Source organism: Maribacter sp. UH1 (genome assembly GCF_056839145.1).
This window is the reverse complement of the sequence record NZ_CM166387.1, coordinates 3,235,737-3,251,407: the sequence shown is the minus strand read 5'-3', so window position 1 is coordinate 3,251,407 and position 15,671 is coordinate 3,235,737. Positions and strand designations below refer to the sequence as shown.

Sequence of the window (15,671 nt, the reverse complement as noted above, 5' to 3'; positions counted from 1 at the left end):
GTTAAGCAAAAATAGGAAACAGTAAGTAATTATTTAAAAATACTGATGATTAATTAGAACAACTAGTATAATTATCTATATAAAAACACAAAACTATTAGAATACGATTCATTTTTTCAGTCCAAAATTGACTTAAATCTCCAAATCTTTAAAATCCAAAGGATCAAAATTCTTAAAATGACCATTGAGCTCTATCGTTTTCTTGGTTCTATTCACTTCAGATAAAACAGTAATAGTTGATGTTAAATGCAGACTTATAAAATTAAGTCGGTCATTTTCTGTAGGAATCTGTAAAAGTTGATACTCCTGCTCAAAAGACAATCCTATTTTATGAGCTAGGGTAAAACTATTGAATTCTTTTACATTGAGTTTGGTATATGGCACATCCATAATAGCATATAACTGTTCTATACCATTAATAATAGTCTGTTTTTTTTCTTCTGATGCTTCATAATCGTACTCTAACAACTTTACAATACCACCTGCGTAAAGTTTATCATCCATAACATTATCAAAAGCAAGTAACTTGAATACTTGCCGGGCTACACAAACCACATCCATTTCTCCGGTTTCATAGGTTGTTACTACTTCTACCAATTGTACTTCAACACCGTATTCCATCTTATTATTGATGAAAACAGGTATACCAAAAGTGATGGCTTCATTTCTACAATCTTGAATTAATTGTTTGTAGCGATCTTCAAAAACATGCAATGGCACGGTTTCGCCAGGAAAAAAAATAGACTGTAACGGAAATAATGGTAATCTCATTTGCTAAAAGTACAAAGAGGTTTATTTAGCTCCAAAATAAATAAAATAGTAGATTGTTTCAAATATCACAATTTGTTATTTTAAATGTATTTATGTTATTATTTTTGTACATACGCATTTAGAAAAGTAAATTTGCTAAAAAATAGATAGCATGAGAAATGAGGATTTATTGCAAATCGCAAAAACCTATGGTGATCCGGTCTATGTTTATGACTCGGAAAAAATAGTTTCACAGTTCAATAGATTGACCAAAGCTTTTGGTTCTGTAAAAAAATTGAAACTTAACTATGCAGCCAAGGCACTTTCTAATATTACTATTTTAAGATTGATGAATAGTCTTGGTAGCGGTTTGGATACCGTTTCTATACAAGAAGTTCAACTAGGTTTATTAGCTGGTTTTAAACCAGAATCAATCATTTTTACCCCTAACGGAGTTTCTTTAGAAGAAATTGAGCAAGCCGCCAAATTAGGAGTACGCATTAACATAGACAACCTATCTATATTAGAACAATTTGGTAGTAAGCATCCAAATATTCCGGTGTGTATACGTATTAATCCGCATGTAATGGCAGGTGGAAATTCTAATATATCCGTTGGTCATATAGATTCTAAATTCGGCATCAGTATTCATCAGATTCCTCATTTACTTCGTATTGTAGAATTGACAAAAATGAATATCAACGGTATTCACATGCATACAGGTAGCGACATTTTAGATATCGACGTATTCTTATATGCCTCTGAAATTCTTTTTGATACTGCTCGTAATTTCAAAAATCTTGATTTTATAGATTTCGGTAGCGGCTTCAAAGTACCTTATAAAGAAGGTGATATTGAAACCAATGTTGAAGAACTAGGAAAAAAACTAAGTACACGTTTTAATGAGTTCTGTAAAGAATATGGTAAAGATTTGACATTGGCTTTTGAGCCAGGCAAGTTTTTAGTGAGTGAAGCAGGTGTTTTTCTTGCAAAAGTAAATGTGGTAAAACAAACGACATCAACAGTTTTTGCAAGTGTAGATTCAGGTTTCAACCATTTAATTAGACCAATGCTTTATGGTGCTACACATACAATAAACAACATTTCTAATCCAAAGGGCAGAGAACGTTATTATTCTGTTGTAGGGTATATCTGTGAGACGGATACTTTTGCTAGCAATAAAAGAATAAACGAGATTACTGAAGGCGATATTCTTTGCTTTAAAAATGCAGGTGCATATTGCTTTACTATGGCAAGTAACTACAACTCAAGATTTAGACCACCAGAAGTTCTTTGGCATAAAGGGAAGGCAATTCTTATACGTGAAAGAGAAACTTTTGAAGATTTAATTCGTAATCAAGTAGATGTAAAAGATTTATTCGCTGTTAAAGAAACCGCAAAAGTGAAATAAAGCATTTAAAAATACGTTAGTTTTGGTATAATAGTTGGACTATACACTCAAATTAAACTCATGAAAACGTATTCTTTATCTTTTTCCAAATCATTTTTATTCTTAGCCGTTCTTTTTATTTCGGCCGCTAGTTATGCACAAGAGGTAAATTGGATTTCTTGGGAAGAGGCTGCCGAATTAACGGCGACCGACACAAACCCAAAGAAAGTCTTTATTGACGTGTACACAGATTGGTGTGGATGGTGCAAGAAAATGGATAAGGACACTTTTCAAAATCCGGAAGTAGCTGCATACATGGCAGAGAACTATTATATGGTAAAGTTTGATGGTGAAGGTAAAGACCCAATCGAATATAAAGGGAAGACATATAAATTTGTTCCCTCGGGCAGAAAAGGTTATCATGAATTTGCAGCTGCTTTAATGCAAGGTCGTTTAAGCTACCCAACTACTATTTTCTTAGACGAAGAATTAAACATGCTTTCTCCAATACCTGGTTATCAAAAGCCAGAGCCATTCTTAGAAATTGCTCGCTATTTTGGTAGTGACATTTACAAAGAAAAAGATTGGAAAGCCTATACTGGTGAAGCTGGTAAATAAGAATTTACACTTACCTTCTATAGTCATTACAAATATGCAATGGCTCATTTATAAATTTACTTTTCTTTAGAGTTATACGTTGTTGAAAAATTGGAAAGCAATTTCCATTAAAGTACTTTCACAGCAACGTATAACTCTAACTTATGAAGAACCTATTTTACGCTAGTTTTTTAGTCATCATTTTAATATCGTGCGCTAACGAAAATGACAATTCAAAACAAGTTGAATCTGGAGTATCAGAAGCAATGGCAGCCCAAAGAGCTTCTCTAATATCAAATGTTCATTATAACTTAAGTTTTAATATCCCTAAAGAACAAGAAGCTCCTATACCTTCTCAACTGGTTTTAAATTTTGATTTAGAACATCTTAAAGAACCGGTCTACTTAGATTTTAAAGAGGAAACTTCCAAAATAAAATCGGTATCCATTAACAAAACTGAAGTTGATATTCTTCATGAAAATGAACATATCGCTTTACATGAAAACTACTTAATTAAAGGAAATAACACCGTTATAATTGAGTTTGATGCTGGTGAGCTTTCTCTTAATAGAAATGAAGATTACTTGTATACTTTATTAGTACCTGATCGTGCAAGAACGCTATTCCCCTGTTTTGATCAACCTAATATAAAAGGTATGTATACATTGAATATTACAGCACCAAACGACTGGAAAGTTTTATGTGGATCTAAAGAAGTAAAGCAAACTCAGAAAGGTGAATACACACAACATAATTTTAGTACTTCTGACCAAATGAGTACCTATCTATTTTCTTTTGTAGCGGGTAAATTTAAATCTGTAACTCAAAAACCGGCTAATATGGATATGACCCTATTATACCGAGAAACGGATACTACTAAAATTAAGTACAGCTTAGACTCCATTTTTGATTTACATCAGCAATCCTTATCGTTTTTAGAGGACTATACCGCTTATCCTTTTCCTTTTCAAAAAATAGATTTCGCTGCAATACCCGGATTTCAATATGGAGGAATGGAACATGTAGGCGCAATTCAATATCGTGAGAGTTCTCTCTTTTTAGATGAAAGCGCTACCGCTAACAGAAAATTAAGTCGTGCAAAGCTAATTGCCCACGAAACATCTCATATGTGGTTTGGAGATTTAGTAACTATGAATTGGTTTAATGATGTTTGGATGAAAGAGGTGTTTGCCAATTTCATGGCAGATAAAATTATGAATCCCGCTTTCCCAGATATAGACCATCAATTGGCTTTCATGATCACCCACTACCCCAATGCTTATGGTGAAGACAGAACATTGGGTACAAACCCTATTCGCCAAGACTTAGAAAACCTCAACAACGCAGGTTCACTTTACGGTAGTATTATTTACAACAAGGCGCCAATAATGATGCGTCAACTAGAAACCGTTTTAGGTAAAGAGGCTTTTCAAACAGGTATTCAAGAATACATTAAAACCTTTGCATTCAAGAATGCTATTTGGGGTGAGCTAATTGATATTCTTGATAAAAAGTCTACTACAGATATGGTCGGGTGGAGCAATGTTTGGGTCAATAGTTCTAGTAGACCCATCTTTAGTGATGATATTGAATATGGTGATGACAACAAAATAACCTCATATAAACTATTTCAAAAAGCAGAAGATAAATCTAATCATTCGTGGCCACAGAGATTTGACGTATCATTTCTTTATCCTGATAAAACCAAGACGATAACCGTCAACATGGTTGGTAGCGAATTAAGTTTAGATGAAGCTATTGGCATGGATAAACCGAGCGCAATATTATATAATTCTAATGCAGAAGGCTACGGAGTGTTTCCTGTTCAAGAACAAGATATAGAAATTATACCTTCCATAAATGACCAAGTGGCTCGTGGTTACTCCTACATCAATGTGTATGAGAATATGCTAAATGGCAGTATTGATCCCAATGAAGCAATAAAACTATACTCAAAAGGACTAGTTAATGAAAAGAATGAATTATTAATTAATCTCATTTCTAGGTATACCACTTCAGTTTTTTGGAAATATCTTACTACTGAACAACGCCTTTTTTATCAGAAAGAAATTACAGAACAGATATGGGCTAAATTACAAGAAGAACTTTCGCCCAATATTAAAAAGACCTTATACAATACCTATGTATCATTAGGTTATACAGGTATTTCCCTAGACCGATTATACAAAATCTGGAAAAAAGATGTAGTAATCAGTAACCTAAAACTTAACGACGATAATTTTACGGAACTGGCGATGGATTTAGCTTTATACGAACATCCCGAAAGTGAGAGCATCCTTAATATAGCTGAAAAAGCAATAAGCAACAATGACAAATTAAATAGATTTCAGTTTTTACTTCCATCTCTTTCAATAGACATTAATACTAAAAATACATTCTTTGAATCGCTAAAACTTGAAGAAAACCGTGCTAAAGAATCATGGGTGGCTAATGCAATGAATAATTTAAATCATCCGTTACATCAAAAAGAATCTATTAACTATCTAAGGGCAAGTCTAGACTTAGTTGATGAAATACAAAAAACAGGTGATATCTTTTTCCCAAAGAGATGGCTAAGTAGTACTATAGGTAATTATACATCTCCACAGGCATATGAAATATTACAGCGTTTTCTTGAGGAAAATCCCGATTTAAATCCTTCCTTGAAATCAAAAGTATTACAAGCTTCAGATGATTTAAGAAGGGTGCAACTTCTGCAGAAACAGATAGACACCTCATTAGATTAATATTGAGACATAAAAAAAAGAGGTCTAAAAGACCTCTTTTTTTTATACACATCTATTTTTCTATCTACTATAATTAGGACTTTCTTTTGTAATGGTTACATCATGTGGGTGACTTTCATTAATACCACTAGCTGTAATTTTAACAAATCTTCCATTGTCCTGTAAAGTAGCAATATCTTTTGCCCCACAGTATCCCATACCAGCTTTTAAACCACCTATAAACTGGTGAATGCTTTCGTATAATTCACCTTTATAAGGCACACGACCTACAATACCTTCAGGCACTAATTTCTTGATATCATCTTCAACATCTTGAAAGTAACGATCCTTACTACCTTGCTTCATTGCCTCTACAGATCCCATACCTCGGTAAGATTTAAACTTTCTACCTTCATAGATAATCGTTTCTCCTGGAGATTCCTTGGTTCCTGCCAAAAGTGATCCTAACATAACTGTATCTGCACCTGCAGCAATAGCCTTAGGAATATCACCCGTGTACCGAATACCACCATCTGCGATAACCGGAACTCCAGAACCTTTTATAGCCGCTGCTACCTCTAAAACAGCAGAAAATTGAGGAAAACCAACACCTGCAACAACTCTTGTCGTACAGATAGATCCTGGACCAATACCAACTTTAACTGCATCTGCACCTGCATCTACCAAATATTTAGCAGCCTCGCCAGTTGCAATGTTACCAACAATAACATCTAAGTTTGGAAATTTCTTTTTTACTTCTTGTAATACCGATACCACACCTTTTGTATGCCCATGAGCAGTATCTATAACCACAGCATCCACACCGGCATTAACCAATGCCTCTGCTCTGTCTACCGCATCTGCAGTAACACCTAATGCCGCTGCTACACGTAAACGACCGTACTGATCTTTGTTGGCGCTAGGTTTTTGGGTAAGTTTAGTAATATCACGAAATGTAATTAAACCTACCAACTTATAATCTTTATCTACTACAGGTAGTTTTTCAATCTTATGCTGTTGTAAAATATCTTCAGCTTCTGAAAGGGAAGTACCTTCTGCTGCTGTTACCAAATTTTCAGAAGTCATTACTTCAGATATCGGTCTTTCATTATTTTTTTCGAAACGTAAATCTCTATTGGTTACGATACCTAATAGTTTACCATCGGCGTCAACAATAGGAATACCACCAATGCTATACTCTTTCATATTAGCCTTGGCGTCTTTTACTTTTGAATCAAGTGGTTGGGTAACCGGATCTAAAATCATTCCGCTTTCAGCCCTTTTTACCTTTCGCACCTTCATGGCTTGCTGCTCAATGGTCATGTTTTTGTGCAGAACACCTATACCACCTTCTTGAGCCATGGCAATTGCCATTCTAGACTCTGTAACCGTATCCATCGCTGCCGATATGATAGGCACATTGATTGTAATATTTCTTGTGAATTTTGTCTGAATACTTACTTCTCTTGGAAGCACTTCAGAATAAGCAGGTACTAACAATACATCATCGTAAGTTAGACCTTCTCCTAGAATTTTATTTTGGTGGGCTTGCATAGCAATTAAGGATTTAATTGCGTGCAAATATAGCGAATATTGTTGACTTATTTACCATTAACATAACCTTAGCAAAAGCTTCACATAAAAAGGCTTTATTAAAAACCAAGTAAGGCAACTTTAAGGTAAACTAAACTTCTACATTACCCTATAACATATTAAAATTTAAACTGTAAAGTCGTATAAAATGTTCTAGGCTCTGACGGAATAATACCAGGTCCTGGGTACCCAGTTGCTCTTCGTGTAAAATAGCTATTATCCAAAAGATTATTTATACCAGTCTCTAATTTCCATTTTTTATAGGAATAAGCCAAAGAAAAATCCATAATGTCATATGCAGGTATCTCACCTTCTATACCACGTTGATTATCATTTACATCTTGGGGCGCATTAGTCGCATCTGTAAATTGACTTGACAAATACGTGTATTGCAAACTACCTATTAAGTTGCCGTACCCGAAATTAAGTCCGGTTTTCAGGTTTACATCAGGTATAAATTCTACCTTATTTCCCTCTACATTCGTTTCTTCTGAAGATAAATACTCCGAATTGGTCAACGCCAAGTTTACAAAATAATTTAGTTTCAACTTTTCACTAGCAGAAAGGAAAGTTTCCTTGATACTCCAATTTGCAAAACTCTCAATACCATACATAAAAGCAGTACCAATATTACCTCTAAAACGAACTATACTTCCCGTTTCCACTTCTTCCCCTAAAGCATTGGTCTGTGTTTCGCTCTTTAATATCTCCCCTAACCTATTGTCATATAATAAGCTAAATGCACTAACATCATAAGACAATACATTGTTATATCTACCTCGAAATCCAATATCTGCAGTAAAGCCATCTTCATCAGAGATATTTTCATCCACTTGAAAAGAAGGGTTCACCACTCGTATATCACTAAAAGTGACCGACCTATAATTCTGAGAAAAATTACCGTAAAACTCAATACTGGAATTTAACTTATAGCTAGCCCCAATACCAAGTAACAAAAACGTTCGATCAAACTCTCTATTATCTTCTATCTCTTCATTTAAAAGAGGGTTATCCGCCAGATCAAGTACAATATTCTTATAACTACCAATACTTTCTGTTTTAATATGCTCTAATCTAAAACCAGGTGTTAAGGTGAATTTTGGAGTTATATTGAATATATTCTCACCAAAGAATGCCAAATTGGAATTAGGAAAATTAAATTGAGATTGTCTCTCGTAATTTGGAAATTCATCATCCGCAAAATTAAAATCTGCATTAGAAGCCGTTGTACCAGGACCTTGTCTTTGATCATTATCGGTTCTATAAATTTTAGAGCCTAATAAAAGAGCCGATTCCGTATTACCCAATTTATACCTAGTAAGCAATCTAGCTTCTGCACCCCAATTCTGAAAATTATCAATTAACAACTCTCGTGGTTCTTCAAAGTCATCTGGCTGCGACACCCTATTTGTACGAAAACCAAGTGCACTTCTAGAAGCATCTAATCCAAAAAGATTCAAACTAAAATCCATTTTTGAAGAGAATTTATGATCTAAACGCAAGGAGTACAATTTCCAATCAATATCAAACCAATTACGCTCCCTATTGCTAAAAGTAGGATCTTCAATAAATTGGGCATCTGTAAGACCACCTGGCTGTTGCGCCAAATAATTAAGAAATGTAGTCTCTAGCGTAAGTTTCGTTTTATCAGAAACCTGATACCCTATGTGCGCAAAATAATTTCTACTGTTGTAATTAGAATTTGGTCTAAAACCACTGCCCTCTTTATAATTGAAATATGTATAATAACTTATTTTACCTACCGTACCACTAAGACTATTAAACGAGGTTTTTAGATCATAAGACCCCACTGTCTGCCTACTAACCCATTCGATTTTCTTATTTGGGTTGGGCTGTTTGAATTTAAAATTCACCAAACCTCCAAATTGTGTTCCGTATTGTAATGAAGCTGCACCTCTAACTACTTGAATTTCCTCTAAAGCTTCAGCTGGCGGAGTGTAATAACTTTCTGGATAACCCAAAACATCTGCGCTTATATCATATCCATTCTGTCTGGTGTTGAAATTCGCCGTTCTATTAGGGTCCAAACCTCTACCACCAATATTCAATTGTAAACCTGCGTCGCCGTTATCATAAATATTGAGTCCTACTACTTGGCTATATATCTGTCTTGGGTTGTTAGCTGCCAAATTACCAGTAATACCTTCAAGTAATACAACCTCACTCTTTTTACCAGCATAAATCGCAGTACCCTCTACTTTTTTCAATTGTTTTAAAGCAAAAACCTCTTCTCTTTTCTGAATTAAAACCACTTCTGACAAATTGTTGACTTTTAGACGCTGCAGTGTTACGTTAAAAGTAACGTTGTCATTTACAACAACATCTAGTTCTTCAATTTCAAACTCATAGGCAAATACAACAATGGTATACGTACCTGACGCTAAACTTTCTACTGAATAATAACCTTCTGAATTTGTTGTTTCTAAACGCTCCAATTCTTTAATGTACAATTCTGCATCAGAAACGGGAACACCATCTTCATCGGTTACTTGTCCTGAAATACTTAGTTGCCCAAATAATGGAAATGATACTAATAATAACAGTATATAACTAAATTCCTTTAATCTCATCTTTAAATGGTGTTATCCAATTCTTATGTAAAAAAGACTCTCTTTGTTTTCCAAGATCAATAGTAGGGTCTATATATGTTGTACTTAACCTACCATTTAAACTAACTTGGCAATCTACGAATACCTGAACATTTTTATGGCCATCTTTTTCAAAATGATTTTTTAAAAAATGAGCATATTCCAATATAAAATCTGGCTGAAATGCCATTTGTTTTTCTTGAAACGGAGTGATAAAATCTGTATTATCCACATAAAACCATCTGCCAGATTCTCCATCTACAATTTTAAACTGTGCGTAACCAGATTTTTCTATGAGCATTACGCGCCAAGAAAATCGGTAACCTTCTTCCGTCCAGAATAATTCACCTGGATACAAAAGATACCTAAAAGGAAAAATAAGTTGTATAGCAAAAAAGGCAATTAAAACGGTCATTTTCACTTTCGATGTAATAGTCGGAAAACCTTGATAAACTTTCTGATTATTAAATTTCGTATCATCCACTTTTAAGAACTTCGAAAGGTATTTTAATATTTTCTCATGAAAGCTTGAATCAAAAAATATCAAAGCAGAAATAATCATTACATACGGGAACATGCCAATAGGAAAAAGTACCCTAGTCAAAACATGAAAAACTACGACCATTACAAATGCATACGGTCTGGTTTTTTTGTATAACAAGAAAAAAGGAATCGTTAAATCATATAGTGCTCCAGACCAGCTAAATGCATATTGCACCCACTCTTCACCAAGTAAACCACCTATAAACGGAGTATCGAATTTTGAAGGCAACCAAATTTTCAATGGCATGGCCTTTAGCAACCAATCTGAATTTAACTTCGCCAGTCCAGCATAAAAATATACAATACTTAAAAGAAGCTTAATGCTATTCACCGTCCAGCTAGGTACATATTCAAAACTTTTTTTAGGGTTTAGATATGCGTCTAAGGAATAGGTTGCATTTGCGGGCAGAAATATCATTAAAAAACTAAGTAAGCTAATAAAGTAATAATGGTTAAGGTATGTTGTCTTATCCATTAATTCTATATAGGTAAAACTCAAAAAGAATATGACAATACTTAATTTGTACCGATACCCAAGAGCCACCAGTAGCGCTGCAAGACCACAAATAATAAATATGAGATAAGTATACACACCTAATGGCTTTACCCACTCAAACCCATAGTAAGAAAAAAAGAATTTTGGCTGAATGTAAAGTTTATCAATCCAACCATAGCTCCAAAACCGAACAATGCTAAAAAACATCATTAGACCAAATAAAATACGAAAGACCGCCAAAGGGGCGGTCTCTACGGGAGCTTTTATATATTTATTAATCACCGATTCCATTAATCACCGTCGGCATCAACAAAATCAATACTAATACTCATAGCTGAAACCATATCTACTTTTAGCATGGGTACTGCTTTTTGTACTTCATCATAAGCTAAAAGCATATTGGTAGGCGGATTGTTATCTTCAATCTCCGCTCTAAAGGCTGAAAGATCCATCACCATACTTTTTGCCGTATTCATTTGATCGTTGATCAACGTAGATAAATCTTCTTCGTTTTTTACCGAATTCAATGCATCTAAATAAGACGCCAAACTTTCTCCCTGTGTAGTTGAGTTAAAATGCTTGCCATTAAAAAAATCTTGAACAGCGCCTAAACCTTCTAGAAATAAATCATTGGAAATACTTGCATCAAAATACGCTTCAACATTTCTTGGCAAAGTACTGCCGGAAAAAACGCCTAATGGAATTCCCATTTTACCTGCTCTTAGATATTTTTCGAAATAAAAAATATAATCGTTTACCATACGATCAACAGATGCCGTAGATGAAGATCCATCATTAGCTACAAAAGTATCTCTGTAACCATTTGTCCAATCAGACACTACAGTTTCGGTTAATACCTGCATGTCCAACAAAACATCTTCTGTATATTTTAGATATGCTTCTTTATTATCGCCATTGTAGAATTCTAAAATTTCAGCATCGTTCTCACCCAACCCGTTTAACAGGTAATCTAAAGCCGGAAACCCTTTAGCACTTCTGTTAGAGGATAAGGATAAGTCATAACTTCCATCCACAATAAACCCATCGATTTTCTTATTATCCGTTGGATATATATTCATGTTCAGTTGAAAACCTACTGATTCCGCAGGACCAATTTCAAACATTTCAACACGCTGCCAAGAAGTATAAGCATTTATCCATGCAGAGCGAAATGCTGTTAAATTACCTTCATTAGTGTCTACTTTAAAAGTGTTGAATGCATTTATTAAAGCATCCAAATCACCAGAAAATGCTTCATATGATGGAATGATTATATTATCTGCCCAATTGATTAACATGGCACTACGCTCAAAAGAAACCTCTTCTTGGTCATCTGGTATAATTACCTCATCATCTGTAGCACTATCACTAGAACATGCCCATATTAAGGTCATAATACAAAATGCCCCAATTATCTTTTTCATAGCTTATTTTTATTTATTCTAATTAAATGCAAAAATAAAAAAAGCAATTCAATCTTATTAGAATGAATTGCTTTTTTATTAACCTTATATCGAATTATTCTGCTGCTTGCTCTAAGGTAAAACTGAACCTTCCAGAAATGTCAGTAGAAATAGCATCTAATGTAGCTGCTTCTACATTCCAAAGTCCGTTTTCTCCGTCATCCATTATATCTACTAAAAACGCATCAACTTCTTCTTTGGTAAAATAAGGATCTGTGGAATTGGTTTTTCGTGTAAACTGTAAACTGTAAACAAATCCGTAACCCTCTGATAAATCATGAAAAGCACCACCATAATCAGGTGTTTCTTGATTTAAACTATTTTTACCTTGTTGTAAATAGTACACCGCTCTAATACCGATAACTTCAGAAAGTTTCTCTCTAATAATTTCTGCCTGTGCATCCCTAACATCATATTGCTTAGCTACAATGGCAGCTCTACCCAATTTAAAGGCTTGAAAAATTTCATCGGCAATACCGGCAAAATCGTCATCCCCTTCTACTCTACCAACATATTTATTTAAAAAGCTATCTGCACCTAAGTCATCATTTGGGTTTGCAGCATCGGCATTTAAGCCATAAACATATCCATAAGCTTCATCCCACTTATGCTCCATATTGGTGTAGGTTTTACCTTCCGCTACAACATTAGCATCATTATCCGCTCTATTATCACCTTCATCTAAAACCGAAGTACTTAAATAATTGTTGACTATTTGATCAAGAGTAAGCGCCCCAATTAAACCTTTATTAAATGCTTGGTTGTATTCTAAACCTTGAGCATTAATATATCTGGTAGAAGAACCGTCAGCTATTTGCCCGGCTGTTCCTTCTGCTGCTGCAACTTCCCAGTTTGGGAATACCTCATTTACTTGTGCTGTGATAAAGCCATCAAAATCTGCTCTGATCAATGTTTGATCGGTGGCATTGGTAGAAAAGAAATCTGCCGATGCAGCTGTTTTACTTTTTACACTTTTATCAGATGCATTTAATTCTGTTTCTTCAAAATCATTGGCTCCTTCTTCATGAGCATACATACTTAAAATTTGATCAGATGTTGATGTTACATCTGTGAATGCGCTTAAAATTTCTGCACCCATTTTTAATCTAGTTGTTTGACCATCAAAACTAACCGTGCTTTCATTATCTCTAGTAAATACGTACGAATCTGGATTATCAATTGTTGTTTCAACAGGATCACAATCACCATCTTCACATGTAGTCAATTCTAAACTATCATCATCAGAACTACAAGAAATAAATAGTAAACTTGCAATAGAAGATAGTACAAATAGGTTCTTTTTCATTTTCTTTTTTTTATTAAGACTTATTTCAAATAAGATTACAAACGTATAACATGTTTCCATGCAAAACAAGCTTATCTATAATAAATCTAAATAAAATTAACGTTTAAATAATATGCGGTTGACAAGTAATAAGTTACCTAATGGTAGGCAGTAAACAACTCGGTAGCTTTGTTATAAGAAGCCTCAAAAGTCATCCAGTTAACTCCAGAATCTGCTTTCGCCGAAGTAAAATAGGAAAGCATTTTTTCTGTGGGCATGTTTCCAGTTAAATCATCCTTAGCCATTGGGCAACCACCAAAACCTTGTATGGCACCATCAAAACGTCTACACCCAGATTCGTAGGCAGCAGCCACTTTCTCATGCCATTTGGTAGGCGTAGTATGCAAGTGTGCACCAAATTCAATATTTGGATATTTGGGAATAAGATTCGAGAACAAGTATGAAATAGTTTCGGGATCAGAAGAACCAACGGTATCTGAAAGCGATAATATTTTAGCTCCCATTTTTGCTAGCTTCTCTGTCCACTCCCCTACAATATCAACATTCCAAGGATCACCATATGGGTTACCAAAACCCATAGAAATATATGTTACTACCTCTTTATTAGCGGCATCCGCTAAGTTAAATATCTCCTGCAAAGTTTCTACGGATTGCGCAATGGTCTTATGCGTATTTCGCATTTGAAAATTTTCTGAAATAGAAAATGGAAAACCTAGGTAGTCAATTTCCGGGTGTGTAACCGCATTTTGTGCACCACGCACGTTTGCCACTATAGAAAGTAATTTAGAATTTGTTTTAGACAAATCTAACTTGGACAACACCTCTGCAGTATCTACCATTTGTGGTATTGCCTTTGGCGAAACAAAACTTCCGAAATCAATAGTATCAAATCCGCAGCCTAACAAAGATTGTATATACCTAACTTTTTCATCTGTAGGTATAAACTGCTTTATGCCTTGCATAGCATCTCTAGGACACTCAACTATTTTGATCTTTGAATTAGACATTTCGTAAAAATACGAACTCTAAACAAGTATCTCATATTAATATTTCAAATAAACTACCCTATAAGTAAATAAATCGCAATTCCGATGAAGACAATAACTTGAATCCACTTTAAAACAAATCCGGTCCTCTTATTAGCTGTCAGAAAATTGGAGATTTGACCAGATAAAACTGCGATAGCGCCAAAAACCAGTGAAGAAACCATTATAAATAAAAAGCCTAGGGTATAGAATTGAATAACATTGCTTAAAGAATCTGAAAATAGAAATCCCGGAAAAAAAGCTAGAAAGAATATGGTCACCTTAGGGTTCAACACATTCATTATAAAACCTTGTTTGTATAATGAACCTAATTTGTTTTTGTTCTTTGTTTCGCCGGCAATAGAAATGGTATCATCACCTCTATACACCATTACAGCTAAATATAATAAATAGGCAGCCCCAAACATTTTAATAAAAGTAAATATGGCAGGGTTATTCTTAATAATTGCAGAAACCCCAAATGCCAATAATGTAGTATGTACTAAACAACCGGTCATTAATCCTGCAACAACCGCTAAACCATATTTTTTGCCATTACTAATGCTTTGTATGAGCACGAATATATTATCAGGACCGGGTGAAAGTGCCAGAACCAAGGTCGCCATTGAAAATGCCAATAAAATCTCGTAATTCAAACTTAAAAATATTAGTTCTACCCGAAAAGTACGAATTACCGCCAATTACACCTATTTTTAATATCTTGTTTAAAAATCAAACACTATGAAAATCAAATTACTTCTGTTACTAATTAGTATTTCATTTGCTTCAAACGCTTTTGCCAAGACAAATGAAAACATGAACTCAACAACAATGATCCAAAGCGATAGCTTATTAAGGCACACCGTATTTTTTAAGTTTAAGGAAGGAACAACCCCTGCACAGATTAAAAAAGTTGAAGATGCTTTTAGTGCACTACCTTCAAAAATTGAGCAAATCAAAGGATATGAATGGGGACTGAACAATAGTCCGGAAGGTTTGGATAAAGGCTTTACACATGCCTTTTTTCTCACTTTTGAAAGCGAAGAAGATCGGGCAATTTATTTACCGCACCCAGACCACAAAGCTTTTGGAGCTGTATTAACTCCGCATTTAGAAGATGTATTCGTGGTAGATTATTGGACCAAAAAATAGAACCGATTACAATTAAAAAAG

At 34.5% G+C, this 15,671-nt stretch carries 12 protein-coding genes; 4 read left to right on the top strand and 8 right to left on the bottom strand.

Going from position 1 to position 15,671, the window contains the following annotated elements:
• Nucleotides 1-132: 132 nt before the first annotated feature.
• A complete protein-coding gene (locus UH1x_RS14155; protein ID WP_482622427.1) occupies nucleotides 133-771 on the bottom strand; it encodes an LON peptidase substrate-binding domain-containing protein in 639 nt (212 codons plus the stop codon).
• A 151-nt stretch (nucleotides 772-922) separates the two neighbouring features.
• Between UH1x_RS14155 and lysA the strand changes: the two genes are divergently transcribed.
• The 3 genes from lysA (at nucleotide 923) to UH1x_RS14140 (ending at nucleotide 5,484) form a co-directional block, all read left to right on the top strand.
• Complete coding sequence (gene lysA, locus UH1x_RS14150; RefSeq protein ID WP_036152879.1) at nucleotides 923-2,161, top strand: diaminopimelate decarboxylase; 1,239 nt, start codon at nucleotides 923-925, stop codon at nucleotides 2,159-2,161.
• Nucleotides 2,162-2,221: 60 nt separating this feature from the next.
• The gene (locus tag UH1x_RS14145; RefSeq protein ID WP_482622426.1) at nucleotides 2,222-2,758 is read left to right on the top strand and encodes a thioredoxin family protein; all 537 of its coding nucleotides are present in this window, start codon (nucleotides 2,222-2,224) and stop codon (nucleotides 2,756-2,758) included.
• Nucleotides 2,759-2,901: 143 nt separating this feature from the next.
• Nucleotides 2,902-5,484 carry a M1 family metallopeptidase gene (locus tag UH1x_RS14140; protein ID WP_482622424.1) on the top strand — a complete coding sequence of 861 codons (2,583 nt, stop codon included), beginning with the start codon at nucleotides 2,902-2,904 and terminating at the stop codon, nucleotides 5,482-5,484.
• Between the two features lie 60 nt (nucleotides 5,485-5,544).
• On the opposite strand, the gene guaB is transcribed toward UH1x_RS14140, so the two are convergent.
• The 7 genes from guaB to UH1x_RS14105 form a co-directional block, all read right to left on the bottom strand.
• On the bottom strand, nucleotides 5,545-7,017 hold the full coding sequence (guaB, locus tag UH1x_RS14135) for an IMP dehydrogenase (RefSeq protein WP_036152871.1): 1,473 nt from the start codon (nucleotides 7,015-7,017) through the stop codon (nucleotides 5,545-5,547).
• Nucleotides 7,018-7,175: 158 nt separating this feature from the next.
• Nucleotides 7,176-9,647 (bottom strand): TonB-dependent receptor domain-containing protein, encoded by a 2,472-nt coding sequence (locus tag UH1x_RS14130; RefSeq protein ID WP_482622422.1) that lies wholly within the window; start codon nucleotides 9,645-9,647, stop codon nucleotides 7,176-7,178.
• Nucleotides 9,628-10,995, bottom strand: coding sequence for an HTTM domain-containing protein (locus UH1x_RS14125; RefSeq protein WP_482622420.1), 1,368 nt, complete (start codon nucleotides 10,993-10,995; stop codon nucleotides 9,628-9,630). The genes UH1x_RS14130 and UH1x_RS14125 overlap by 20 nt, the downstream gene beginning before the upstream one ends.
• Entirely contained in the window at nucleotides 10,995-12,128 is a 1,134-nt protein-coding gene (locus UH1x_RS14120) for an imelysin family protein (protein ID WP_482622418.1), read from the bottom strand. The genes UH1x_RS14125 and UH1x_RS14120 overlap by 1 nt, the downstream gene beginning before the upstream one ends.
• 94 nt (nucleotides 12,129-12,222) lie before the next feature.
• Complete coding sequence (locus UH1x_RS14115) at nucleotides 12,223-13,473, bottom strand: DUF4856 domain-containing protein (protein ID WP_482622416.1); 1,251 nt, start codon at nucleotides 13,471-13,473, stop codon at nucleotides 12,223-12,225.
• Nucleotides 13,474-13,610: 137 nt separating this feature from the next.
• Entirely contained in the window at nucleotides 13,611-14,480 is an 870-nt protein-coding gene (locus tag UH1x_RS14110; protein WP_482622414.1) for a hydroxymethylglutaryl-CoA lyase, read from the bottom strand.
• A gap of 53 nt (nucleotides 14,481-14,533) precedes the next feature.
• A complete protein-coding gene (locus UH1x_RS14105; RefSeq protein WP_482622412.1) occupies nucleotides 14,534-15,154 on the bottom strand; it encodes a LysE family translocator in 621 nt (206 codons plus the stop codon).
• Nucleotides 15,155-15,239: 85 nt separating this feature from the next.
• Between UH1x_RS14105 and UH1x_RS14100 the strand changes: the two genes are divergently transcribed.
• A complete protein-coding gene (locus tag UH1x_RS14100) occupies nucleotides 15,240-15,650 on the top strand; it encodes a Dabb family protein (protein ID WP_303598097.1) in 411 nt (136 codons plus the stop codon).
• The last annotated feature ends 21 nt before the right edge of the window (nucleotides 15,651-15,671 follow it).

What these genes read in the sequence shown, in the direction of transcription:
- UH1x_RS14155 (WP_482622427.1), bottom strand. Translation starts at nt 771, where the DNA reads ATGAGATTACCATTATTTCCGTTACAGTCTATTTTTTTTCCTGGCGAA.
- UH1x_RS14100 (WP_303598097.1), top strand. Translation starts at nt 15,240, where the DNA reads ATGAAAATCAAATTACTTCTGTTACTAATTAGTATTTCATTTGCTTCA.
- lysA (WP_036152879.1), top strand. Translation starts at nt 923, where the DNA reads ATGAGAAATGAGGATTTATTGCAAATCGCAAAAACCTATGGTGATCCG.
- UH1x_RS14145 (WP_482622426.1), top strand. Translation starts at nt 2,222, where the DNA reads ATGAAAACGTATTCTTTATCTTTTTCCAAATCATTTTTATTCTTAGCC.
- UH1x_RS14130 (WP_482622422.1), bottom strand. Translation starts at nt 9,647, where the DNA reads ATGAGATTAAAGGAATTTAGTTATATACTGTTATTATTAGTATCATTT.
- UH1x_RS14120 (WP_482622418.1), bottom strand. Translation starts at nt 12,128, where the DNA reads ATGAAAAAGATAATTGGGGCATTTTGTATTATGACCTTAATATGGGCA.
- UH1x_RS14125 (WP_482622420.1), bottom strand. Translation starts at nt 10,995, where the DNA reads ATGGAATCGGTGATTAATAAATATATAAAAGCTCCCGTAGAGACCGCC.
- UH1x_RS14115 (WP_482622416.1), bottom strand. Translation starts at nt 13,473, where the DNA reads ATGAAAAAGAACCTATTTGTACTATCTTCTATTGCAAGTTTACTATTT.
- guaB (WP_036152871.1), bottom strand. Translation starts at nt 7,017, where the DNA reads ATGCAAGCCCACCAAAATAAAATTCTAGGAGAAGGTCTAACTTACGAT.
- UH1x_RS14140 (WP_482622424.1), top strand. Translation starts at nt 2,902, where the DNA reads ATGAAGAACCTATTTTACGCTAGTTTTTTAGTCATCATTTTAATATCG.
- UH1x_RS14110 (WP_482622414.1), bottom strand. Translation starts at nt 14,480, where the DNA reads ATGTCTAATTCAAAGATCAAAATAGTTGAGTGTCCTAGAGATGCTATG.